Origin of the sequence: Shewanella sp. HL-SH4, assembly GCF_051164845.1 — a bacterium.
GTDB lineage: Bacteria > Pseudomonadota > Gammaproteobacteria > Enterobacterales > Shewanellaceae > Shewanella > Shewanella glacialimarina.
The window spans coordinates 185,643-210,893 of record NZ_CP195037.1 but is presented as its reverse complement, the minus strand read 5'-3'; the positions used below and the strand labels follow the sequence as shown (position 1 = coordinate 210,893).

The 25,251-nt window shown below is 40.4% G+C and carries 20 protein-coding genes and 1 tRNA gene; 15 read left to right on the top strand and 6 right to left on the bottom strand.

The features are described from left to right. Nucleotides 1-4: 4 nt before the first annotated feature. The 3 genes from ACRWQL_RS01890 to ACRWQL_RS01880 all read left to right on the top strand — a co-directional run bounded on the left by ACRWQL_RS01890 (nt 5) and on the right by ACRWQL_RS01880 (nt 3,346). Nucleotides 5-502, top strand: a complete 498-nt coding sequence (locus ACRWQL_RS01890) for a VC2046/SO_2500 family protein (protein ID WP_434952018.1) — start codon at nt 5-7, stop codon at nt 500-502. Nucleotides 503-646: 144 nt separating this feature from the next. After that, a complete protein-coding gene (locus ACRWQL_RS01885) occupies nt 647-934 on the top strand; it encodes a DUF406 family protein (protein ID WP_434952015.1) in 288 nt (95 codons plus the stop codon). 195 nt (nt 935-1,129) lie between these two features. Continuing rightward, nucleotides 1,130-3,346, top strand: coding sequence for a sensor domain-containing phosphodiesterase (locus ACRWQL_RS01880; RefSeq protein ID WP_434952012.1), 2,217 nt, complete (start codon nt 1,130-1,132; stop codon nt 3,344-3,346). A 43-nt stretch (nt 3,347-3,389) separates the two neighbouring features. On the opposite strand, the gene ACRWQL_RS01875 is transcribed toward ACRWQL_RS01880, so the two are convergent. Beyond that, nucleotides 3,390-3,905, bottom strand: a complete 516-nt coding sequence (locus tag ACRWQL_RS01875) for a YchJ family protein (RefSeq protein WP_434952009.1) — start codon at nt 3,903-3,905, stop codon at nt 3,390-3,392. Further along, nucleotides 3,905-4,333: a YybH family protein gene (locus ACRWQL_RS01870; protein ID WP_434929808.1), complete on the bottom strand. Its 429-nt coding sequence runs from the start codon at nt 4,331-4,333 to the stop codon at nt 3,905-3,907. The genes ACRWQL_RS01875 and ACRWQL_RS01870 overlap by 1 nt, the downstream gene beginning before the upstream one ends. 261 nt (nt 4,334-4,594) lie before the next feature. Here ACRWQL_RS01870 and ACRWQL_RS01865 point away from each other — a divergent pair, with 261 nt between their 5' ends. The 3 genes from ACRWQL_RS01865 to ACRWQL_RS01855 all read left to right on the top strand — a co-directional run bounded on the left by ACRWQL_RS01865 (nt 4,595) and on the right by ACRWQL_RS01855 (nt 8,555). Then, nucleotides 4,595-5,194, top strand: a complete 600-nt coding sequence (locus ACRWQL_RS01865) for a Smr/MutS family protein (RefSeq protein WP_434952007.1) — start codon at nt 4,595-4,597, stop codon at nt 5,192-5,194. 419 nt (nt 5,195-5,613) lie between these two features. Then, nucleotides 5,614-6,255: a TetR/AcrR family transcriptional regulator gene (locus tag ACRWQL_RS01860; RefSeq protein WP_226409998.1), complete on the top strand. Its 642-nt coding sequence runs from the start codon at nt 5,614-5,616 to the stop codon at nt 6,253-6,255. A 23-nt stretch (nt 6,256-6,278) separates the two neighbouring features. After that, nucleotides 6,279-8,555, top strand: coding sequence for an acyl-CoA dehydrogenase (locus ACRWQL_RS01855; protein WP_434952004.1), 2,277 nt, complete (start codon nt 6,279-6,281; stop codon nt 8,553-8,555). 281 nt (nt 8,556-8,836) lie between these two features. Here the strand turns inward: ACRWQL_RS01855 and pyk are convergent, their stop codons facing one another. Together pyk and ACRWQL_RS01845 are read right to left on the bottom strand one after the other, a co-directional pair. Continuing rightward, nucleotides 8,837-10,276 (bottom strand): pyruvate kinase, encoded by a 1,440-nt coding sequence (gene pyk / locus ACRWQL_RS01850; RefSeq protein ID WP_434952001.1) that lies wholly within the window; start codon nt 10,274-10,276, stop codon nt 8,837-8,839. Between the two features lie 320 nt (nt 10,277-10,596). Then, the gene (locus ACRWQL_RS01845; protein WP_226415929.1) at nt 10,597-11,451 is read right to left on the bottom strand and encodes a MurR/RpiR family transcriptional regulator; all 855 of its coding nucleotides are present in this window, start codon (nt 11,449-11,451) and stop codon (nt 10,597-10,599) included. Nucleotides 11,452-11,774: 323 nt separating this feature from the next. Here ACRWQL_RS01845 and zwf point away from each other — a divergent pair, with 323 nt between their 5' ends. From zwf to ACRWQL_RS01825, 4 genes are read left to right on the top strand one after another with little or no spacing between them, the layout of a single operon-like run. After that, nucleotides 11,775-13,244, top strand: a complete 1,470-nt coding sequence (gene zwf, locus ACRWQL_RS01840) for a glucose-6-phosphate dehydrogenase (RefSeq protein WP_434926037.1) — start codon at nt 11,775-11,777, stop codon at nt 13,242-13,244. A 10-nt stretch (nt 13,245-13,254) separates the two neighbouring features. Next, nucleotides 13,255-13,953, top strand: coding sequence for a 6-phosphogluconolactonase (gene pgl / locus ACRWQL_RS01835; protein ID WP_434926038.1), 699 nt, complete (start codon nt 13,255-13,257; stop codon nt 13,951-13,953). A 12-nt stretch (nt 13,954-13,965) separates the two neighbouring features. Then, the gene (edd, locus tag ACRWQL_RS01830) at nt 13,966-15,792 is read left to right on the top strand and encodes a phosphogluconate dehydratase (RefSeq protein WP_434951998.1); all 1,827 of its coding nucleotides are present in this window, start codon (nt 13,966-13,968) and stop codon (nt 15,790-15,792) included. A 17-nt stretch (nt 15,793-15,809) separates the two neighbouring features. Beyond that, nucleotides 15,810-16,451, top strand: coding sequence for a bifunctional 4-hydroxy-2-oxoglutarate aldolase/2-dehydro-3-deoxy-phosphogluconate aldolase (locus tag ACRWQL_RS01825; protein WP_226409992.1), 642 nt, complete (start codon nt 15,810-15,812; stop codon nt 16,449-16,451). Nucleotides 16,452-16,530: 79 nt separating this feature from the next. Here the strand turns inward: ACRWQL_RS01825 and pabB are convergent, their stop codons facing one another. Then, on the bottom strand, nt 16,531-17,970 hold the full coding sequence (gene pabB / locus ACRWQL_RS01820; RefSeq protein ID WP_434951996.1) for an aminodeoxychorismate synthase component I: 1,440 nt from the start codon (nt 17,968-17,970) through the stop codon (nt 16,531-16,533). Between the two features lie 169 nt (nt 17,971-18,139). Between pabB and ACRWQL_RS01815 the strand changes: the two genes are divergently transcribed. From ACRWQL_RS01815 to ACRWQL_RS01795, 5 genes are all read left to right on the top strand, one after another. Beyond that, the gene (locus ACRWQL_RS01815; protein WP_434953444.1) at nt 18,140-19,681 is read left to right on the top strand and encodes a fumarate hydratase; all 1,542 of its coding nucleotides are present in this window, start codon (nt 18,140-18,142) and stop codon (nt 19,679-19,681) included. A gap of 127 nt (nt 19,682-19,808) precedes the next feature. Beyond that, nucleotides 19,809-21,854 (top strand): prolyl oligopeptidase family serine peptidase, encoded by a 2,046-nt coding sequence (locus tag ACRWQL_RS01810; RefSeq protein WP_434951993.1) that lies wholly within the window; start codon nt 19,809-19,811, stop codon nt 21,852-21,854. Nucleotides 21,855-22,447: 593 nt separating this feature from the next. Next, entirely contained in the window at nt 22,448-23,071 is a 624-nt protein-coding gene (locus ACRWQL_RS01805; RefSeq protein ID WP_434951990.1) for a YchE family NAAT transporter, read from the top strand. Nucleotides 23,072-23,192: 121 nt separating this feature from the next. Next, a tRNA-Ser gene (locus ACRWQL_RS01800) sits at nt 23,193-23,280 on the top strand. Nucleotides 23,281-23,367: 87 nt separating this feature from the next. Further along, on the top strand, nt 23,368-24,759 hold the full coding sequence (locus ACRWQL_RS01795) for a DEAD/DEAH box helicase (protein WP_434951988.1): 1,392 nt from the start codon (nt 23,368-23,370) through the stop codon (nt 24,757-24,759). Between the two features lie 74 nt (nt 24,760-24,833). Here the strand turns inward: ACRWQL_RS01795 and ACRWQL_RS01790 are convergent, their stop codons facing one another. After that, nucleotides 24,834-25,064, bottom strand: coding sequence for a hypothetical protein (locus ACRWQL_RS01790; RefSeq protein WP_434926045.1), 231 nt, complete (start codon nt 25,062-25,064; stop codon nt 24,834-24,836). Between the last annotated feature and the right edge of the window lie 187 nt (nt 25,065-25,251).

Genomic DNA, 25,251 nt, shown 5'->3' with positions numbered 1-25,251 from the left:
TTATATGCAAATTGAATCACTACTGGTCAATGAATTACAATTAGGCAGTCGTTTAAATGCGGCTGTCGAAAACCAGCGTCGTGGTGAATTTGGTTTACTGTTAGCCATGTTGTCAGCAGACAGTAATTATATGGCTCAATTTCAATTTGATAAACACCTAACGATTGACCAGAAACTGTATAAACAGTTTCAACTGCAACAACCACAAAAATTAGTTGATGATTTATCTGCTACTGCTGAGCATACAAATAATGGTGCTGTTTTTCACTCCCAAGGGTTATGTCAATTTCATTTACAACAAAGCTTATGTCCTGAAGCCATTGTAATACGAGGTAAACATGATGATGCAATGACCCAAGCATTAAGTAATAGCAGCCATTTAGTGCGATCAAAATATGAAGGGTTAGAAACCCATTATGAGCCTACTGAAGACATGCATTTTGTTGAGCAGTTAGAGCGTCAACGACAGATTAGTCAAACGATGATCCAACTCACCGCATAAAGTCCTCCGCTTGAGGCTATATCATTTGCAGAAAAACATGGTGCCAACTCGATATGTGAGCCAAGTAAGGGAAATTGTTATTCAGTTATTTTATGATAATCACATATAAACCGATCTTCATTCTTCAGCTTTGGGTGGTTCACTATGGTTAACACAATTAAACAACAACAGCAGAACGTAAACGACTCATGCAGTGATTGCGGTAGTTTTGTTGATATCGGCGCCGTAATTGATGAGCACGATACCGAGTTAATATTAGTTTTTAAGGGGGAGGCTGCTGAAATCGACGCACATAAGCTTGCCAATACCGCGCAGAATCGTTTCGACAAGGTCGATGTTAAAATTGTTCATGTAGGCGATGATGTTAAGCTTATATTGTATTTTTCAGTGACGGTGGAGAAAATGCTATTTCAATTAGAAAATGGCGTATAAATAGGGTTGCTGTTTGTTAATTGCGGGTGTATCGTCAGCGATTAAATTTTATAACAGCCTTTGATTATCAAGAGTTAACAAACAGCTTATTATTAAGCTCCCAATGGTATGTATTGAGTTTCTGCACATTGCTCACAGAGCGAACTAATTATAATTCAGCAGAATGAGAATACATGATGTCTTTTCGGGAAACTAATGACACAAGAACAAAATCAGCACCTTTTAGAGTTAATTGTAAACTCTAGTGCGAAACAGCAGGGGAACTTTACAAAAACCTCTGAGTTAGTTAGTCGGCTGTTGCAGCAACATTTTGTTGATTCTTCGGTATCTGTTTGGCTATTTGACGAAAAGTTGGACAGTGCAGAGCCATCATATGATGCACAACAAAATCCTTCTTTATCCTGCTCAAAAAGACTGATTTCTCATTATTCAGGCTGCGATAACAATAGGCCGATACCCACCCTAGCCGCTGTGCAGTCGGGCATAAACATTTGTTATTTTGATGAATTAAAAAACCACCGTTATATAGCCACTAATAACATCTCCCATGATAACCACTTAATTCATTCTTTTGATTATTATGGTATTAACCATATTGTCAGCACACTTAATGTTGCTATACGGATTAATGGCCATATTGAGGGGGTGTTAGCGATTGATTTTAAATCATCATTTGAATGGCAACTTGAACAAATTCAAATTGTGATTCAGTGTGCGGATCAGCTTGCGTTAACTTTGGCAACTCGATACTCCTACGATAAATCAGAACAAATCCATTTGTTGCGCAATGCTGCAGAACATTCAGAACATGTGGTTATGATTGTCAATACAGATACTTTAGTTGTCGATTATGTCAATTATGCCCATCAAAGAATGACAGGCTTATTACGCAGTGATATTGAACATCAAAGTGTGATGAATTTAGATATTTTTCGAAATAAACCCGATGTACTTCAACATATATTGGCAAAGCTTGCGAATAATGAAAGTGTAATAGGAGACATTAAACTTAAACGAGTCGATGGTAAACAATATTGGCTACACTATCACATTACCGGTTTTATGACAGAGCAAGGTCATCACTATGCCTTGGTTTCAAGTTATGACATCTCATCTGAATTTGAACACCAAGCAGATTTGGAATATTTAGCATGGCACTGTAGTTTAACTGGCCTACATAATCGATCTTTCTTTACTCCACTGCTGGATAAATCCCAAGATGGCATATTATTATTGGTTGACCTATTGGGCTTTAAGCGATTTAACGATACCCACGGCCATGAACAGGGTGACTCGTTATTAATTGAGGTTGCGAGACGTTTAAAGCACTTTGCCGCGAACTACAAAGCAATAGATGTGGCTCGAATTGGCAGTGATGAGTTTTGTATTTTGTTGCCCCACATGATGTCAGCACAAGACTTAGACGAGTTGGTCAGTAAACTCATCACCAATTTATCCGCTTCTATGATTATTAATAGAGAGAAAGTTGTACCTAAACCGGCTATTGCTATCGTTGACATTGGTTCAGTAATTGATTTATTTGCACCTTTATCCTGTGCAGATATTGCGTTGCAATACGCAAAAAAACAGTCAAACGGTTATTACCAATTCTTTAATGAAGAATTACTTCAACAATTTAAAAATAATGCCGAAATCGAAAAAGACTTACAGTCTGCTATTAAAGGTCGTCAATTTGAGTTGTACTATCAACCGTTAATGGATTATCAGAATCACCAGTACGTCGGAGCTGAAGCGTTAATTAGATGGAATCACCCTAGAAAAGGGGTGCTATATCCCGGTGCATTTATTGAAATAGCTGAACAGTCGGGCATGATTAATGCCGTTGGATCTTGGGTATTAGAAACAGCATGTAAACAATTAAATTTGTGGCAGCATAAAAATGTGGACATTACCATGCATGTCAATGTCGCTGCTAGACAGTTTTTTAGTGGTGATTTATTTGAACAGGTGTGGGATCTGTTAACGCGTTATCGCATTAAACCAAGAAGCCTTATTCTTGAAATCACTGAAACCGAACTAATGGGCGATATTCGCTATGCCATTAACCTTTGCCATGAACTTGCCGATCTAGGTGTGGGAATTGCTATTGATGACTTTGGCACAGGTTACAGTTCAATGAAGTACCTTAAACAGTTTCCTATCACCAAGTTGAAAATAGATCGTTCATTTATTATGGATATATCATCCAGTAAGCAGAGCCGTGAAATTGTGAGTGCGATAATTGCGATGGCTAAAGCGCTGAATATGTCAATTACCGCTGAAGGAGTTGAGACCATTGAGCAAGCTGCTTTTTTAGAAAAAATGCTGTGTGATCAAGCGCAAGGTTACTTATATAGCCCAGCTATTCGAGTGAATGATTTTAATGATTTAGTCCTAAACTCACTATATTAGCCCGTATGAACGCTTTTATTAATATTGTGTCATAATAATTTGTTTAGCTGATACAGCATTGTTTGAACTTCTTACCACTTTGGCATACGCACTGATCATTCCTGCGCGGTAAATCTGCTTCCATTTGCACACCTTGGGTATAAAACCATTGACCATCCAGTCGAACAAAATGTGATTCTTCAAAAATAGCATCAACGCCTTTATCAAGCTTATACCAAGCTTTAAATGTCACAATCGCTTGTTCTGTATCGATAAATGTCAGTTCGAAAGCCGGATGACTTTTATCTATCAATTGATGTGCTAATACCTGCAAGCCTAACCATTGTGTATTACCTTGAGATAATTGTTCAGCTGTTAAGCCATCCAAATATTGCTGGTGATGGGTATCGATTAAATAATTAAACTCACCAACGACAAATGCACAATAACGAGAGCGCATTAATATGTCGGCACTGTCAGCAACTATTTTATGTGTGTGATAAACAGAGCAACAGGCTTGGTAGGCTATACCGCTATGACATGGGCAAGGTTGATTTTGGTCAAAGGTAGCAAATTGCATTATTTAGGTTGTTCTGTAGATTGTTGAATAAATTGCTTACCGTAATACCAATTTGGCATAGGTTTGGCGCGGTAATAAAACTCAGGTTTTGAGCGAGTATTAGAATCGACACTTATTTTCCATTTACCTTCCGCTGTACGTCTGGAGACAGTAACAAATTTTCCGGCAAATTCACTTACAGGTTCGCCTGATTCTTTACCAGGGTGAAACCTTACCAGGTAATAACCAATGTCGGTCGATTGGTCAGCTGATGACTGACGAATTGCTACGCGAAAATCAATTTCAATTTTAGCGTTTTTTCGTTTAATTTTAGCAAAAAACTTATGATATAAATCAATGATATTGTTTTTGCCGTAAACAATATCTTTATCTTGTGTTTCAGAAATATACACAGCATCGTCAATGTATATATCATTTATAACCTCCATGTTAAGGTTATAAAATCCCTTTGTTAGATGACTATAATTTTCATTTAGCATGTCATTATCTGATTTTGTATTACTGTAACAAGGCATTGAAGCCATAGTGGCAAGCAGACTGACTAGCATCATTATTATTACGGGTTTCAAAAGCTTCATTAAACCGAGTTTCTCATCAAATTGATCTATTTTACAATATGGTAGGTACTATAAATTATTCTTTACCGTCGCCATAGAACATAATCATTACAAAGTGTGTAGGGAGGTAATGTGCTTAAAGATGATAAAGTGCTGTTTTTTGAAGAGATGGCTGATGTCATACCGCTCAAGGATATTAATAAAACACAATCTGTAAACTTGGCTAGCTCGTCTTCACCTACTGCGGGGCAATTAGCTAAACAAAGCGCCTTAAATGAGCATGATCTACTTACTGTTTTACCGCTCATGCCGTATCAATTTTCGAGGATCAGCCCAGACGAAATAGTCAGTCATCAGCATGATGGTATGCAGGATGCTGTCTTCAAACAATTACGTTTGGGTAAATATGATATTAAAACGATTTTAGATGTGCACGAATATAGCTTGGTCCAAGCTAGACTAAGTTTAATAAATTGTATTTTTGGTGCGTTTGAACGCGGAGAACGCAATATTCTGGTTATTCATGGTAAAGGCTATAACAGTAAGCCTTACCCAGGTTTAATGAAAAGTGCTATATGTGATTGGCTTTTCAGAATTGACCATGTTGCAGCGTTTCATAGTGCAACCCGAGACCAAGGTAGTACCGGTGCCATGTTTGTGATGCTTAAAAAGTCGCAACAAAAAAAGATTGAAAACAGTGAATTAAATCGCAAAGGCAGTGGTTTTAGATAAAGTAGGACTAAAAAATATGCCCAGATTGCCATGGCGAATCGTTCATTGTGGTAGGCGAGCATATCAATGAGTGCTTTTTGCTAAGATTAACAAAGACCCATTTCAGCCGTATGCATCCTTTGTTACCTGCAGTTTAAGCGCTGAGTTTACCCACTTAACATGAAGTTGTTTAAAAATAATCGCGATTACTTTCACATAAATATACACTCGTTTAAAAATCATGCTCATCAACTATTTTTATACAAAAGTTTATCTGTAGAGAACCTAGACTATTTTAAAAAAATTTGTGCTTGTTACCTTTGTGACTGTTTATGCTAAGTGTGAGCTATTTTGCTGCGAAAATAAGCCAAATTTAAATTGACATCTGTGCGCTCAATGATTAATTTAAACGGGTGTTTAAATTGAGAGTGGGTTAGAGGATGGCAAGTCGTACTGATACGAAAACAAGAATTCTAGATTCAGCAGAAAAACTGTTTGCTGAGAGAGGATTTTCAGAAACGTCATTGCGTTTAATCACCAGCAAAGCTGAGGTTAACTTAGCCTCAGTTAATTATCATTTTGGTTCAAAAAAAGAGTTAATTAGAGCGGTATTGGCGCGTTACCTTGATGTGTTTATGCCTGCAGCGGCAAATGAAATAAAGCGTTTACATTTAGCTCCGGAACATGCGCCACTTAATGACATTTTTTCATGTTTGATCAAACCATTATTAGAACTTAACAAGGTTAGAAATGGTGGCACAATAATATTCCTGCAATTACTCGGTCGGGGGTATATTGAAAGCCAAGGACATTTACGCTGGTTTATCACTACGCATTATGGCCAATATTTGACTACTTTTGTACAAGCTGTCACAGCAAGCGTACCGCACATTCCTCCGGTTGAAATGTTTTGGCGTTTGCACTTTACGCTTGGCACTATGGTATTCACTATGGCATCTGCCGATGCACTAAATGAAATTGCCGCCTCAGATTACGGCGAACATAACAATATTGAAGCAATTATTAGAAAAGTTATTCCCTACATGGCTGCGGGTGTTGCCGTACCAGTAATGTCCAACTAGTTAAAACTTAAGAAGGTTAAAAAATGAGTATCATCATATTGCTTGTTATCGCAATCATAGTGCTCTTCGGAGTACGAAATATCAGGATGCAATTTATTACGCGTCCAGCATTTGCGTTTTTCAAAAAAGTACTTCCTCCGTTATCTAGCACTGAGAAAGAAGCTATGGAAGCGGGTGATGTATGGTGGGAAGGTGAGCTATTTCGCGGTAAACCTGATTGGAATAAATTACATGGGTACGCTAAACCGACCTTAACTGCTGATGAACAGAGCTTTTTAGATAACCAAGTTCAAACAGCACTAACTATGATTGACGACTATGACATTGTTCATAATCGTAAAGATTTGCCTCCTGAATTATGGCAGTACTTTAAAGAAGAAGGCTTTTTCGCGCTAATTATTCCTAAAAAATATGGCGGTCGTGAATTTTCTGCTTTTGCTAACTCCACCATAGTAGCGAAAATTGCCACACGCAGTGTTAGCGCCGCGGTGACTGTGATGGTGCCTAACTCATTAGGTCCTGGTGAGCTATTAACCCATTATGGTACTCAAGAACAGAAAGACCGTTGGTTACCGTCTTTAGCTGTAGGTAAAGATATTCCGTGTTTTGCTTTAACGGGTCCAGAGGCAGGCAGTGATGCAGGTGCTATTCCCGATATCGGTGTGGTGTGTCGTCAAGAGTTTGAAGGCGAAGAAACTTTAGGTCTTAGTTTAACCTGGAACAAGCGTTATATTACCCTAGCGCCTGTTGCTACAGTATTAGGTCTAGCATTCCAAATGCACGATCCTGATAAATTATTGGGCGACAAGAAAAACCTTGGTATTACCTGTGCTCTTATTCCAACTAACCATCCAGGTGTTGAAATTGGACGTCGTCATAATCCATTAATGATGGCCTTTATGAACGGTACCACAAGTGGTAAAGATGTATTTATCCCATTAGATTGGATTATTGGTGGTCCACAATATGCGGGTAAAGGTTGGAGAATGTTAGTTGAATGCCTGTCTGCTGGTCGTGGCATTTCCTTACCTGCACTGGCAACAGCCTCTGGTCACATCGCCACAAAAACTACCACTGCTTATAGTTATGTTCGTCAGCAATTTGGTATGCCAATTGGTAACTTTGAAGGTGTTCAAGAAGCTTTAGCCCGAATTATTGCTAATACATACCAACTAGAAGCCGCGCGTCAATTAACCACTACGGGTATTGATGCTAATGTTAAGCCGTCAGTTGTCACCGCTATTGCAAAATATCACATGACAGAGCTTGGCCGTGATGTATTAGAAGATGCAATGGATATTCAGTCAGGTAAAGGTATCCAGCTAGGGCCTAAAAACTATTTAGGTCATGCGTTTATGGCAAATCCTATTTCAATTACCGTTGAGGGCGCTAATATTTTAACTCGCTCATTGATGATTTTTGGACAAGGTGCGACCCGATGTCATCCTTATGTGCTTGCAGAAATGGAAGCGGCAGGAATGGAAGATGAAACCGCAGCAGTTGATCGTTTCGATCAACTACTTTTAGGCCACATTGGTTATGCCACTCGTAATGCACTGAGTTCATTTGCTAATGCACTCACGGGCAGCAGATTCTCATCTTCACCTGTGAGTGGACCAACCCAGAAGTATTATCGTGATATGAATCGTATATCGTCTTCTTTAGCAATTATGACTGATTTATCTATGTTAATAATGGGCGGTGATCTTAAGCGTAAGGAAATGATTTCCGCCCGTATGGGGGATGTGTTAAGTCAGCTTTATTTAGCTTCTGCAACATTAAAGTTCTATGAGGACAATGGCCGTCAACAAGACGATTTACCAAGTGTTCATTATGTAATGACCGAGCGTTTACAACTAGCAGCAAAAGCATTAGAAGATGCTATCCGTAACTTCCCTAGCAAAATTGCTGGCGTGCTATTACGGGTACTTATCTTCCCATTAGGCAACCACTTCAATGCACCAAGTGATAAAGCTGCTGTTGAACTGGTAAAAGCTATGCTTAAACCTAGTCCTGCGCGTGACCGCATTACATTCCTATGTGGCGAGTTTGACGGTGATACCAGCGGAGTGGCTGAAGTTGAAGATGCGTTTCTTGCCAAATATGCAGCAAGAGATCTTTATAAGAAACTTAAAAAAGCCCAACGTAGTGGTCATATTAAATCTAAGCTACCTATGCTTGAGTTATTCGATGTAGCGTTAGAGAAAGATATTATTACTGAAGCTGAGTTCGAGCAGTTACGTGAAGCGGATAAAAAACGTCTAGCTGCCATTAATGTAAATGACTTTGAAAAGTTATAATGACTTAACCTAGCTTAAAATGAAAAACGCTGACATTGTTCAGCGTTTTTTTTGGTATCTTTTAATGGTAGATGAGGGCGGCTATAAGTGTGACTGTAGCCAAGAAGGCTCAAAATAAGATATGACTAAAACTGTATAGAGTCTAGCAATGACCAGGTTCATTATATTGATTAAACGCGTTTTGAGGGTGCAAATGCTGTTCAATAAACCACAGATGTAAAAACGCCAATCATAGGATTGGCGTTTGAATAACCTTGCTAACTTTTACTTAAGTTTAGCTATTAAGCTACGACTAACACTTTACACGTGTTAGTGCCGCCTATTGTTTCCATAGCATCGCCTTTAGTCATTAATACCATGTCGCCGCTATTTAAATAACCCGCTGCAACCATAGTGTTTAATGCTTCACGGGCTAATTCATCAGCGCTGTAAGCCGTTGAATCAAAATACATAGGTTGTACACCACGGTATAATGCCATTGTTGCTAAGGTTTTCTGATGACGAGAAAGGGCAAATATTGGCAATGCAGAGCTAATGCGAGACATTAATTTTGCAGTTGCACCAGACTCTGTTAATGAAATAATCGCTTTTACACCTTCAAGGTGGTTTGCTGCATACATAGTAGACAGTGCAATTGTTTCTTCAATAGAGGTAAAGTTTTGCTCTAAGCGATGCTTAGACACCATCACACTGGGGTGTGATTCTGCACCAATACATACATTGGCCATGGCTCTAACGGTTTCTTCTGGGAAGTCACCTGCAGCAGTTTCAGCTGACAACATCACAGCATCAGTACCATCAAGCACAGCGTTTGCTACGTCCATCACTTCTGCACGGGTAGGCATTGGGCTAGAAATCATTGATTCCATCATTTGAGTTGCAGTAATAACCGCTTTATTCAATTGACGTGAACGCTGAATTAAGCGTTTTTGAACCGCAACTAGTGCAGCATCACCAATTTCAACACCTAAGTCACCACGGGCAACCATGACAACATCTGATGCTCTAATCACATCATCCATTGCTTCGTCAGTTGCAACGGCTTCTGCACGCTCAACTTTAGCAACAATAAGCGCATGACTACCGGCTTCAACAGCCAGTTTACGGGCTAGATCTAAATCTGCACCAGTACGTGGGAAGGACACAGCTAAATAGTCAACATTGATTAAAGCAGCTGTTTTGATGTCAGCCATATCCTTTTCTGTCAATGCTGGCGCAGTTAAGCCACCGCCTTTTTTGTTGATACCTTTATTGTTTGATAAAGGACCCGCTACGGTAACAGTGGTGAAAACTTTATTGCCTTCAACGCTGTCTACACGTAACTGAACACGACCATCGTCCAGCATTAAGATATCGCCAATCACCACATCTCTTGGTAACTCTTTATAGTCGATACCTACTTGGTTATGATCGCCTTCACCTTTGCCTAAATCAGCATCAAGAATAAACTTGTCGGCTAAGTTCAGCTTAATCTTCATGTTGTCTTTAAAGGTAGAAACACGAATTTTTGGGCCTTGTAAGTCGCCTAAAATTGCCACGTGTAAACCTAACTCTTTGGCAATTGCGCGAACATCATTGGCGCGTTTTAGGTGGTCTTCAGCTGAACCGTGTGAAAAGTTCATCCGAACCACATTGGCACCCGCTATAATAATTTTACGTAAATTATCATCGCGATCAGTTGCTGGGCCTAAAGTTGTAACGATTTTTGTTCTGCGGAACATGACATACTCCGTTATATAAAAGGAAAGTTTTAAAATTTTAAAGTTGTTGTAAAAAATTTGGTTATTAAAAGTACGCTAAAACTGGGTACTAAAAATGATGTATATATAGTAACAGACATTCTTTTAAAATGTAGTAAAGTTACCAACAAATAGTTAGTGTTTAATGCGTGTTTTTTGTGACAGATAAATCATTTTTAGCAAAAAAAAGGCTAAAAGACACCAGTCTTTAGCCTTTTAATCAATATCATCACAGCTAAAGTTAGATATTGTTAATCAATGATTTTGTCGTAAGTCACATTCACAATAAGCGTAAACACGGCTTAAATGGTCATATCTCGGTTCACACGAGACTCTTTTAGTACTTCTTTTACACGTTTTAAGTTATCGCGAAAACGAGGGCCACGGCGCAATGTAAAGCCTGTGGCAAGTACGTCTATAGTGACCAACTGAGCTAAGCGAGAAGCCATGGGTAAGTATAAATCAGTGTCTTCTGGTACTTCCATGGTTACGGGAAGCGTGCATTCCAGAGAAAGAGGCGAGTTACGGGCAGTAATACCAATAACCGCAGCGCCATTTTCTCGGGCAATACGGGCTATTTCTATTAGTGATTTGGTGCGTCCAGTATGTGAAATAAGTACCACTACATCGCCTTCATTGCAGTTGATGCAGCTCATGCGTTGCATAAGCACATCATCAAAGCAGATAACAGGCACATTAAAACGGAAGAACTTATTTTGGGCGTCATGCGCTACCGATGCTGATGCGCCTAAGCCAAAAAATGAGATTGTTTTAGCTTGAGTTAAGATATCAACGGCTTTATTTATTGCTGCTATGTCTAAGCTTTGACGGGCGGTATCAAGCGATGCCATTGAAGATTCGAATATTTTTGTTGTATAAGATTCAGGCGTGTCATCTTCTTCAACATGGCGGCTAACATAAGGTGTGCCATTAGCAAGACTTTGAGCCAAATGTAACTTAAAATCAGGGAAGCCTTTAGTGTCTAAACGGCGGCAGAAGCGATTAACCGTAGGTTCGCTGACATCGGCCATCTTTGCTAAAGTAGCAATGCTGGAATGGATAGCGGTTTGCGGCGAAGCCAAAATGACTTCGGCGACCTTGCGCTCTGACTTACTAAATTTCGCAAGGTTGTTTTGAACCTTTTCAAGTGTATTCATAATCATGCATCCGCCGATATTGGGTAATGTAATTTTAAATCAGAAGTTCTTTTTATAGAGGAAATTAAGTTATTTTTTTACCTCTGAAAGTCAATTGTAGTAAATTTTCAATTGTTCAGGAATTGACAAAACTTCTGTTACTGTCTGTGAGTGAAGAAAATCATAGCAGATAACGTATCAAAATGACTATATAGCTATCAAGAGATTAATTGCAAAATATAGATGCATAAATCAAATTCTGTTGTTATATTACAACAAAAGTGTGTTTTTATTCATCGTTTAGAACGATTCAAACACAAAATAATAAAGGAGAGCTGTCAGCAATGGGCAAATCATCAAGTGCGAAGGCGTGTGATTTTGTATTGTTTGGAACCAAAGGGGACCTAGCAAGACGTAAACTATTACCTTCTCTGTACCAATTAGATAAAGCTGAGTTATTAGACAAGGACACCAAAGTTATCGGTGTTGCTAAAGATGCCTTTACTCAGGAACAATTCGTCGAGCTTGTCACCAAGGCGTTAAATACTTTTGTAAAGGATGAGATTTGTCCTGAGACACTTGAGCGTTTCTTAGCCCGTTGTCATTACATTGGCACTAACTTTACCGAGCCTGAAGGTTATGCGGCATTCCATGATTTATTAGAGCCGACAAAACGAGTGATGGTAAATTACTTTGCCACACCGCCTTCCATATTCGGTGCTATTTGTCGTTGCCTTAATGAGCAAAAATTGATCCATTCAGATACCCGAGTGGTGTTAGAGAAACCGATTGGCACTGACTTAGAATCATCTCATGTTATTAATGATCAAGTTGCCGAGTTTTTTAATGAAAACCAGGTTTACCGTATAGACCATTATTTAGGCAAAGAGACGGTGCAAAATTTGATTGCCCTGCGTTTTGCGAATTCATTATTTTCGTCTAAGTGGGACAACCGTACCATTGATCATGTACAGATCACCGTGGCTGAAGAAGTGGGTATTGAGGGGCGTTGGGGATATTTTGATGGCGCAGGGCAAATGCGCGATATGATCCAAAACCATTTATTGCAGGTGTTAACGCTTGTGGCAATGGACCCACCAGTAAACTTAGATGCTGACAGCATTCGCGATGAAAAAGTGAAAGTGCTTAAATCTCTGCGACCAATTAATCAAGACAACGTTTATGAAAATACCGTACGTGGTCAATACAGTGCAGGCTTTTTGAAAGGATCTCCAGTTCCGGGTTATTTGGAAGAAGAAGATGCTAATCAGAAATCTAACACAGAAACATTTGTGGCATTACGTGTTGATATTGATAACTGGCGTTGGGCTGGCGTGCCGTTCTATTTACGTAGTGGTAAGCGTATGCCGTTCAAAAGCAGTGAAATTGTAGTTTATTTCAAAAACCCGCCGCATAACCTGTACCGTGCAAGCTACCGCAACCTACCACCTAACAAACTGACTATTCGTTTACAACCCCATGAAGGGGTTGAGATTCAAATGATGAATAAAGTCCCAGGTCTAGAACAAAAGCAACGTTTGCAAACGACTAAGTTAGATTTGAGTTTCTCAGACACCTTTAAAAATGACCGTATTGCCGATGCTTATGAGCGTTTATTACTTGAAGCAATGTTAGGCAATCAAGCGCTATTTGTGCGCCGTGATGAAGTGGAGCAAGCTTGGAAGTGGGTAGACGGTATTATTCAATCTTGGGAACAAAGCGGGGAGCGTCCTAAATCCTATCCAGCTGGCACATGGGGGCCTGTTGCATCGGTTGCCTTGATCACTAAAGACGGTCGTTCTTGGGATGAATAAGGAAACTAACATGATTAAAGAAAGCGTATTTAAATCATTCGATACACCTGCCAGCCTTGAATCGGCCTTAGCAGATAAAATTGCCAATCAATTGCAAGATGCGATTGATAATCGCGGTAAAGCTAGCTTGGTTGTATCCGGTGGCTCTACGCCATTAAAATTATTTCAACTGCTTAGCCATAAAACCTTAGAGTGGAGTGAAGTTTATATCACTCTTGCTGATGAGCGTTGGGTAGAAGCTGATGAAAAAGATTCAAATGAGCGTTTAGTGCGTGAGCATTTACTGCAAAATCGCGCCGCTAGCGCTAAATTTCGTGGCTTAAAGAATATGTTTGCTAGTCCTGAAGCTGGTGCGGCAATGGCGGGGGAGTCATTAGCGAATTTCCCGCGTCCATTTGACGTCGTCATTTTAGGTATGGGCACTGATGGACATACCTGTTCATGGTTCCCGTGTAGTAAAGAATTAGATAACGCATTAACTACCAAAGAGGTGTGCGCCGCGGTTAATCCGACTACGGCGCCTCATGCCAGAATTACCTTATCTAAAGATGCCATTTTAAACAGCCGTCAGATTTATTTACATCTGGTTGGTGAAGCAAAATTAACCGTTTATCATCAGGCTCTTGAGAATGATGATGTAACAAAAATGCCCATTAGAGCCGTTTTAGCGCAGCATAAAACGCCCGTTGACGTGTTCTACAGCGCATAAAGGAGTTGTCACATGCACTCAGTTGTCCAGTCGGTTACTGACAGAATTATTGAACGTAGTAAAAATTCACGCAAAGGCTATTTAGCAGCCCTTGAAGATGCTAAAGCCAAAGGGGTTCACCGGAGCGCGTTAAGCTGTGGCAACTTAGCCCATGGCTTTGCGGCTTGTAAGCCTGCAGATAAAGATGCATTACGTCAATTAACGAAGGCTAACATTGGTATTGTTACCTCGTTTAACGACATGCTTTCCGCACATCAGCCCTATGAAGATTACCCAAAGCTGTTAAAGCAAGCGTGTGAAGAGGTTGGCAGTGTTGCGCAGGTTGCTGCGGGCGTTCCTGCAATGTGTGATGGCGTGACCCAAGGTCAGCCTGGCATGGAATTAAGTTTGTTGAGTCGTGAAGTGATAGCGATGGCAACAGCGGTAGGCTTGTCACACAACATGTTTGATGGTGCTTTATTACTGGGTATTTGTGACAAAATTGTCCCAGGCTTGCTTATTGGTGCACTAAGTTTTGGTCACTTGCCGATGATGTTTGTGCCAGCAGGCCCAATGAAGTCTGGTATTCCGAACAAAGAGAAAGCTCGAATTCGCCAAAAGTTTGCCCAAGGTCTGATTGGCCGTGAAGAGTTATTAGCCGCTGAATCAGCATCGTACCATAGTGCGGGAACTTGTACTTTCTATGGTACTGCTAATTCTAACCAGTTAATGCTTGAAATTATGGGCTTACAGTTACCTGGTTCGTCGTTTGTTAACCCAGATGATCCGCTTCGCGAAGCACTAAACAAAATGGCGGCTAAGCAAGTATGTCGTTTAACAGAAATGGGTACCCAGTACACCCCAATTGGTGAAGTGGTTTGTGAAAAATCTGTAGTGAACGGTATCGTTGGCATTCTTGCAACTGGTGGTTCAACTAACTTGACCATGCACATTGTTGCCGCGGCTCGCGCTGCCGGCATTATTGTTAACTGGGATGACTTCTCAGATTTATCTGATGCAGTACCTCTATTGGCACGTGTTTATCCAAATGGTCACGCTGATATCAACCACTTCCATGCTGCAGGCGGAATGGCCCTACTAGTAAAAGAATTACTGGACGGCGGATTATTACATGAAGATGTCAATACTGTTGCGGGTTTTGGCTTACGTAAATACACCCAAGAGCCAAAACTTATTGACGGTCAATTGCTTTGGGTTGATGGTATTTCTGAATCATTAGATAAAGAAGTATTAACTCACTTAGCAACACCTTTCCAGCCAAATGGTGGTCTTAAATTACTCAAAGGTAATTTGGGTCGTGCTGTGATCAAAGTCTCTGCTGTACCAGACAATAATCGTATTATTGAAGGTCCTGCGATTGTGATTAACGATCAAAATGACATAGATGCCTTATTCAAAGCCGGTGCGTTAGACCGAGATTGTGTAGTGGTAGTCAAAGGTCAAGGCCCTAAAGCCAATGGTATGCCTGAGCTACATAAGCTGACACCATTTTTAGGCAGCTTGCAAGATAAAGGCTTTAAAGTGGCATTAGTCACTGACGGTCGTATGTCTGGAGCATCAGGCAAAGTGCCTGCCGCGATTCATTTAACACCAGAAGCCCTTGATGGCGGCATGATTGCCAAAGTTCAAGATGGTGATTTGATCCGTGTTAATGCCAATACTGGTGAGCTGACATTATTGGTTGATGAAGCAGTGCTTAATGCACGTGAATCAAGCGTGGTTGATTTACACCATTCAAGTTATGGCATGGGTCGCGAATTGTTTGGCGCGTTACGCCGCACATTAAGCAGCCCTGAAACCGGTGCAAGAAGCACCAGTGCGATTGACGAAATTTACTAATTAAGGAAAAGTAACGAATGTCTGATAATAACTGGTCACTTCAACCACAAGATGTTTTTAAGCGTAGCCCTATTGTACCTGTGATGGTTATCAATAAAATTGAACATGCTGTGCCTTTAGCAAGAGCGCTTGTAGCAGGTGGTATTAGTGTTTTAGAAGTGACTTTACGCACCCCTTGTGCACTTGAAGCGATAGCTAAAATTGCTAAAGAAGTCCCTGAAGCCTTAATCGGTGCTGGCACTATTTTAAATGAAGCCCAATTAAAGCAAGCGGTTGATGCTGGGTCTCAGTTTATTATTACCCCTGGTGCAACAGTTGATTTACTTAAAGCGGCTAAAAAAGGCAACGTGCCATTAATTCCTGGTGTGGCGAGTATTTCTGAGGTGATGGTGGGGATGGAATTGGGATACACTCATTTTAAATTCTTTCCAGCTGAAGCTTCAGGCGGGGTGAATGCACTTAAGTCATTCTCTGGCCCTTTAGCCAATATTCGTTTTTGTCCTACGGGCGGAATTAGTCTTGCCACCTATAAAGATTACTTAGCATTAAGTAATGTTGACTGTATTGGTGGCAGTTGGATCGCACCAACAGATGCGGTTGACTCTGAAGATTGGGCGCGTATTACCCAGCTTTGTAAAGAAGCATTAAACGGTCTATAAACGGTAGATTAAAAGCCAGCAATCATTTGCTGGCTTTTTTGTGGTCAACGTTAAGTGTAGAACCCTGTTTTAGTTATTTTTAAACTTTAAGTAAAGGCAATATTTTGCTGACTTTATCAAAACACTCTTGATATTCCGCTTCGGCATTTGAGTCTGCCACCACGCCGCCCCCAGCCCAACAGTAAATACGATTATTTTCAGTGACTAATGTTCTAATGCTAATGCTGGTGTCCATAGTGCCGTCTTGACTAATATAACCAATACTGCCGCAATACATACTGCGTCTTGAGGGCTCTAATTCCTCAATAATTTCCATTGCACGTATTTTGGGTGCACCGGTAATCGACCCACCAGGGAAACATGCCTTTAATAAATCTGTTGCGCTGTAAGCTGATGATAACGTTGCTGTAACCGTGCTGACTAAATGATGCACTGCTGGAAAGCTTTCAATAGCAAATAGCTGCGGTACTGCAACACTGCCAGGGGCAGCCACTTTACCAATATCATTACGCAGTAAATCGACTATCATGACATTTTCGGCGCGATCTTTCTCAGACAACTGTAATTTAACGGCCTGTTGTTTATCTAAAACATCATCATTTATTCTGGGTAATGTGCCTTTAATGGGCTTAGTTTGAATGCTATTACCATGCAATTGTATGAATCGCTCTGGTGAAATAGACAATATGGTATGGTTAGGTAAACGTATAAATGCCGAGAAGGGCGCTTTATTCGCCTGAGTTAACAGGCAATATGCTTGCCATTCATTACCTTTATAGTCAGCTTCAAATCTTTGGGTCAAATTAATTTGATAGCAATCACCACTTAATAAATACTCCTGTACTCGATTAAAGTGGCTCAAATAGGTTTGTTTACTTGTTTGATTATGCCAATCAGAGGTTAGTGAAAATGTTGGGGCTGATGAAGTTGATGATTTAGCCAGCATCAGATTTTCAATGGTATTAACAATTGAGTTTAATTGGGTTGTGCCATCATAGCTTATATGCAGCCAAGATTTTTTGGCGTAATCATAAATTAAACACTGATCATAAAAGCCAATACTGAGCTCACTAAAATCGATATCTTTAGCGGCTTTTTTAATGATGTGTTCCACTGAGCGGCCAAGATCATAGCTCAATGCCCCCATAGCGCCACCACTGAATGGATAAATACTAGAGTGTTTTATCGGATATAAATGCGCTAAGCAATATTTTAAGGCGTCAAATGGGCTGAGGGTAGGTGACAACAAATACTCTTGTATATCGTCAAATAGAGTCGATGAAGAGTGTTCATTTTCAACTGTTAATTTGGGCTCAAAACAAAGTACGTTATTATTACTGGTAAGCGTTGCAATCGGGTTGAATACGATAATATCGAAACGGGCGTCCTGATGCGTAGCATTTGCAGAATCGAGAAACATTGACCAAGGTAGATGACTGACTAATTCAAATAAAGACTGGCTAGAATAAGTCCAAGTTAATGGCATAATCGTTAATGCATCGTCACCACGCGGTTTCATCAATTACCCTTAAATAAAATGTGCTGTAGCTCAAAAAGGATGGAAAGAGTATCATATTGGCCATCAAAGCATTACACCAACACCCTAAAATAACGTTGATTTAATCAACTTTACATAAAAACGATAAATAAGTTAGGCCGCATGGCTGCTGGAGCGCCCCATTATGTCTATGAACACCCACACTTCCTCTTCACCTGTTACCATTAAACAGGCTGATTTTATTGAAAGTATTGAAGATTCTCTACAGTATATTTCTTACTACCATCCTAAAGATTTTGTTGATGCTATGTATGCTGCTTATCAGCGCGAACAAAGTGTTGCGGCAAAAGATGCTATCGCACAAATTCTAATTAACTCACGTATGTCAGCAGAGGGTAAACGTCCACTTTGTCAAGATACCGGCATTGTGACTACATTTGTTAAAATTGGTATGAATGTGAGTTGGGATAAAACTGACATGACAGTACAGGAAATGGTCGATGAAGGTGTACGCCGTGCCTACACCAATCCTGACAATCCATTACGTGCCTCAATTGTGGCAGACCCAGCAGGTGCGCGTAAAAATACCAAAGACAACACGCCATCCGTTGTGCATATTGATATGGTTGCGGGCAATCATGTAGAAGTAATGATTGCGGCTAAAGGCGGCGGATCAGAAAATAAATCTAAAATGGCGATGTTAAACCCATCTGATGATATAGCAGCTTGGGTAGAGAAAACCTTGCCTACAATGGGCGCGGGATGGTGTCCACCGGGTATGTTAGGAATAGGTATTGGCGGCACCGCTGAAAAAGCAGCGGTAATGGCAAAAGAGTCATTAATGGATCCAGTTGATATTCATGAGTTGATCGCTAAAGGCGCTGAAACAACTGAAGAAAAACTGCGTTTAGATATTTTTGAACGTGCTAACAACCTAGGTATAGGTGCGCAAGGTTTAGGCGGACTCACTACCGTTTTAGACATCAAAATTAAATCAGCGCCAACCCATGCAGCGTCTAAGCCTGTTGTGATGATCCCCAATTGTGCGGCAACGCGCCATGTGCATTTTCATTTAGATGGTACTGGTCCTGCTGATTTAGTGCCTCCATCACTTGCAGATTGGCCAGAAATTACCCGTGAAGCGGGTGAGAATACCCATAGAGTTAATCTAGACAATATCACTCAAGCTGAAATTGAAACCTGGAAGAGCGGTGATACTTTATTACTTAACGGTAAAATGCTCACAGGTCGTGATGCGGCGCACAAGCGTATTCAAACCCTATTAGATTCAGGCGAAGGCTTACCGGCTGGAGTCGACTTTAAAGGTAAGTTTATTTACTACGTTGGCCCAGTAGACCCTGTTGGCGATGAAGTGGTTGGCCCAGCAGGACCAACAACCGCAACGCGCATGGACAAATTCACCGACATGATGCTTGAAAAAACCGGATTAATGGGCATGATTGGTAAATCTGAACGTGGACCAGAAACCGTTGCCTCGATTAAGAAGCATAAAGCCGTTTATTTGATGGCTGTGGGCGGTGCGGCTTACTTAGTGTCAAAAGCGATTAAAAAATCTCGAGTGGTTGCCTTTGAAGAACTTGGCATGGAAGCAATATACGAGTTTGAAGTGCAAGATATGCCTGTAACGGTAGCAGTTGATTCTAATGGGGTGAATGCCCATGAAACCGGCCCTGCTATTTGGAAAATTAATATTGCCAATAGTAAAGCTTAATTTAAGCTTGTCACTGTAAAGTAATGTGACTTAAACGCTCAAGAGTCTTTATTGTTTAAGGCTTGCTTGAGCGTTTTGCTTTCGGTAATCTGCCAATAAATAACCATAACAAGAGATAATCAATAATATGAAAACTTCTTCAGTGCTTTTGGCATTGGTTGCCGCAGGAATGGCAACATCAGTGTATTCAGCGGAAGCTTTTACAGTTCAGCACTTAGTTAATATGAATAAACTTCATTCATATGCGGTATCAAATGACGGTAACACCTTAGTTTATGGCGTTAAAGTGATTGATGATCAAGGTGAAGCAAGTTCAGATCTTTATTCATTGGATTTAAGCAATAAAACGGCGACACCAAAGCAACTCACGTCTGCGTCAGGTACTGAACATGACGTGAGTTTTTCTGCTGACAGTAAAAGTATTTATTTTTTAGCCGACCGAAATGGCACTAGTCAGCTATATCATTTACCGCTTAATGGCGGCGAAGCTTTGCAGGTGAGTGATTTACCCCTTGATGTAAACGGATATAAATTGTCTCAAGACGGCCAGCAAGTCGTCATGACCCTGCGTGTTTTTCCAGACTGTAAAGACCTAGTGTGCTCGAAAGAAAAATTTGCCGCGGAGAAAGAACGAAAAACTACCGGTCGTGAATACAAGCAGCTTATGGTGCGTCATTGGGATACATGGGAAGATCATGCGCGCAATCACTTATTTGTAGCCAACCTTAACGGCACTAAAATTACTGATGCTATTAACGTGACCCAAGGACGTGACACTGAAACACCACCAAAGCCATTTTCAGGTATGGAAGAAGTGACATTTACACCTGATGGCAAATTTATCGTATACAGTGCCAAGGCGCCGAGTAAGGATCAATCTTGGACAACTAACTACGATTTATGGCAAGTCCCTGTAGCGGGCGGTGAAACAGTTAATTTAACTGAAGCCAATAAGGCTTGGGATGCTCAACCGACTTATTCCGCTGATGGCCGTTATATGGCGTATCTAGCGATGACCAAACCTGGCTTTGAAGCTGATCGCTATCGATTAATGTTACTGGATACGGTAACAGGGCAAGAAAAAGAAGTCGCCCCGTTATGGGATAGAAGTCCAAGTTCAATCAACTTCAGTCAAGATGGTCGTACGCTTTATGTCACTGCCCAAGATGTTGGTCAGGTCTCAATATTTGAAGTTAATCCGCAGTTTGGCGATGTACGTCCAATATATAACGATGGCAGCAATAGTATTGTTGCGGTCACAAGTAACAAAATTATTTTTAAAAATGCATCATTAGTTGAACCAGGCGATTTGTACACCATCAGTTTAGAAGGTGAGAATTTAAAGCGTTTAACTCAAATTAACAAAGATAAGCTGGCTAATATTAAGTTTGGTGAGTTTGAACAGTTTAAGTTTAAAGGCTGGAATGATGAAACCGTTCATGGTTACTGGATAAAACCTTCAAATTATAAAGAAGGTGAAAAATATCCAATAGCATATTTAGTCCACGGCGGCCCACAGGGATCATTTGGCAATTCATTCAGTGGTCGTTGGAACGCTCAGCTATGGGCTGGCGCGGGTTATGGTGTTGTTATGGTTGATTTCCATGGTTCTACTGGTTATGGCCAAGGTTTTACCGACTCAATTAGTCAAGACTGGGGCGGAAAGCCGTTAGAAGATTTGAAAAAAGGTATGGCTGCAGTGACTGAGCAACAACCTTGGTTAGATGCAAACAATGCCTGTGCGTTAGGTGGTTCATATGGTGGTTATATGATGAACTGGTTCCAAGGGCATTGGAATGACGGCTTTAAGTGTTTGATAAACCACGCTGGTTTATTTGATATGCGCTCAATGTATTATGTGACAGAAGAGCTGTGGTTCCCAGAATATGAATTTGGTGGAACCTATCACGATAACAAAGATCTGTATGAGAAGTTTAACCCAGTTAACTACGTTGAAAACTGGAAAACACCTATGTTAGTTATTCACGGTGAAAAAGACTTCCGTGTGCCTTATGGCCAAGGTTTAGCTGCATTTAGCTTTATGCAACGTAAAGGCATTCCATCTGAATTGTTAATGTTCCCAGATGAAAATCATTGGATCTTAAATCAAGATAATTTACAGCAATGGTATAAGAATGTTTTCAGCTGGATGGATCGCTGGACAGCAAAATAAATTGAGATGATTTGAAATAAGATGTGGTGTCAGCAGTGGCACCACATTTTTTTATGCTTTAAAAAATGAAGCAGATTTTTTCTGAGCATTCGCCAACTCAGCGGCGTCAGATTCTCTGTCTTGGTGTGGCTTTATTATCCATAAAAAATAGGTCATTCTTCTTCGCGAACTACTGAATTTACGACTATTATTCTTTTGGCAAACTTTATTGCGCAGCGCCATAAAAATCCTTATGAATATTGCTATTGAGCAGAAATCTTTTTAATGTAAAACATTGTACATTAATGTCGATTTCAAAGCACATTGCTAGTGAGGGTATTTAGGGTAAATTACATTAAAGTGTCATTTTATAACTAAATAAGCCTATAAAAGAACATTGCTATTGTTTAAATAGTGCTTATTTTTCATATGTGGTTGCTTAGTTACAACAACGTGCTTAATTAATGATTATTAATTGATATCAATAAAACTAATGAAAAACTTGTTATTTTATAGAAATATCACTTTTATAAACTGACAACTTACATTAGAGTAGCGCTCCTTTTTTATGTGCTTTAAAAACAATCTATTTAGAGGGTATCTCATTGGATTACATGCTTTACATAAAGTTCTTTTTAGGGCTTTTAGCGATTATTAACCCTGTTGGTTTACTGCCAGTTTTTGTCAGTTTAACCAGCCATCAGACAGACCTAGAGCGAAAACACACTAACAGAGTGGCTAACTTTGCCGTAGTGGTTATCTTATTTGTCACTATTATCGCAGGTCAGCATATTTTGAACATGTTCAGTATTTCACTGTCAGCGTTTAGGATTGCTGGCGGTAGTTTGATCTGTATTATCGCGATGTCGATGCTGCAAGGTAAAATCAGTGAGGTTAAACGAAACCAGGAGGAAGATCGTGAATCTTCAGGTATGGAGTCGGTTGCGGTTGTGCCATTAGCACTGCCTTTAATGGCCGGCCCAGGTGCGATTAGTTCGGTTATTGTATTTGCCGCAGAACATAACACCTTAATCGACTTTGTCGGTATGTTTAGTACCGTGTTGTTATTTGGCCTACTCAGTTGGTCTTTGTTTAACATGGCTCCGGCCATTTTTAAACTATTGGGCAAAACCGGTATTAATGTGATCACGCGTTTGATGGGTTTATTAATGTTATCTTTAGGTATCGAAGTCATCGCTGCGGGTGTTAAAGGTTTGTTCCCTCAACTTATGGGCTAAATGCTTAATGTTGCACAGCAATTGCGCAAACGCTAACCGGGTCGGCTTTTTAGCTTGACCCACCATCCCCATTTGCGTAAAGTAGCGCCCGCAGAGTGATTGACTCTTTAAACAATCTTAAGGTGACGTGTCCGAGTGGCTGAAGGAGCACGCCTGGAAAGTGTGTAAAGGGCAACCTTTCGAGAGTTCGAATCTCTCCGTCACCGCCATATTCTAAAAGAAAGACGTCTTCGGACGTCTTTTTTGTTTATAATGACTTCTAATCCTTGCCAATCAACTTGTTTGAGCACTTTTCTATGACATTTTTATCCCTTGGGTTACATCCCACTATTATCGATAACCTAGCTACATTAGGTTATGAGACACCGACCGCGATTCAACAAAAAGCGATCCCTGAAATCCTAAATGGAAAAAATGTTATTGCGGCGGCACAAACCGGTACGGGTAAAACCGCCAGTTTCGTATTGCCAATTTTAGATAAATTGGCCAAAGGCGAAACAGGGCGCAAAAAAAGAATGCGTGCGCTGATATTAGCGCCAACCCGTGAGCTAGTATCCCAAGTGCATCAAAATATTGAACGTTATGCGCAAGGTTTGTCGCTACGTTCTATGGCAATGTATGGTGGCATTGACAGTAAAGAGCAGAAAGCAGCATTGTTAGACGGTGTTGACATTGTGGTGGCTACACCTGGTCGATTATTAGACTTGTATACTCAACGCGCATTACACTTTGATGAAATCGAAGTGTTAGTGCTTGATGAAGCTGATCGTATGCTCGATATGGGCTTTATTGAAGACATTAATAAGATTCTGGCGAAGCTGCCAGAGGACAGACAAAACTTATTATTTTCAGCCACACTGTCAAATCAAGTCAGAGTACTAGCAAAAACTGCGGTACGTAATGCCGTTGAAATAACCTTGAATAAACAAGTGGCAACTAAGCCTAAAATTGAGCAATGGTTGACCACGGTTGATAAAGATAAAAAGTCGGCATTATTAAGTTACTTGATACAACAACAGCAATGGCCACAAGCGCTGATCTTTATTGAAACTAAACAAGGTGCAGCAAAGCTTGTAAGTCAACTTGCTAAGCGTGACATAGTTGCTGAATGTATTCACGGCGGACGCAGTCAAGTTGTGCGCGAACAACTGCTTGCTGACTTTAAACAAGGCAATATTCAATATCTTGTCGCTACGGGAGTCGCTGCGCGCGGTATTGATATTGATGATTTACCGGTTGTAGTGAACTATGATTTACCTTTTCCTGCTGACGATTATATTCATCGTATTGGGCGAACAGGCCGAGCCGGCGCAAGTGGCTTAGCGATTTCGTTAGTATCGAACGATGACTTTAAAAATCTGTGTATGATTGAAAGCCGAATGGGTGAGCTAATTGAACGTAGAGTAATAGAAGGTTTTGAGCCGAAAAGGCCTATACCTATTTCAGTCTTAAACTTTGTTCCCCAAGCTCGACATCAAGCAAACAAAGATAAAGAACCTCAAGTGAGCTTATCTTTAAATAAAGGTAAGGAGACTGCAAGAGGCCGCTCTGCACCTAATTTTAGTGGCGAGACTCGAAGCGGTGAGCAAACGGCTAAACATCAACATTCATCGTCATCAAGAACTGACACTTCAAGTCGCGCTGATAAGCCGTTACCGTTAAATCCATGGGGTTTACCAAAAGGTTAAGCTTAACAACGAAAACGTTTAAATATTCAAGACCGCGCAATAACAGATATGGGTTGTTATTGCGTGAGCCTTAGTTAAGCGTTATTGATCTTTTGTTTTAAGTCATATGAATCGTCTGTGACAAGCCGCTCTAGAATTTCAACACGATCCCGCAGTGCACTCACTTCCTTCTGTAACGACTTATTATGGCTGTCATTTTCACTGGCAGCACGTATTTGTTGCTCTCTGAGTTTCATTATACTGACAATAAAGCTGCCTAGAATTGCGAGGATCGGAATAAGTAACGCTAAAGTAGCTGGGTTCATAATGCTTCCTAACTGATGTTGTTTGTATTCTTATATTGATTCTATTCAACCGTTTAAACCAGTGACATTTGTCACCAAAATGCGACTCATAAGCCTATCACAGTGATAAAATGGCTAAATCTCAGCTTACGGCTTTTGTTTAGGCACTATAGCCTCAAATCGGTCCGCGGTTAATGTTAAATGAATA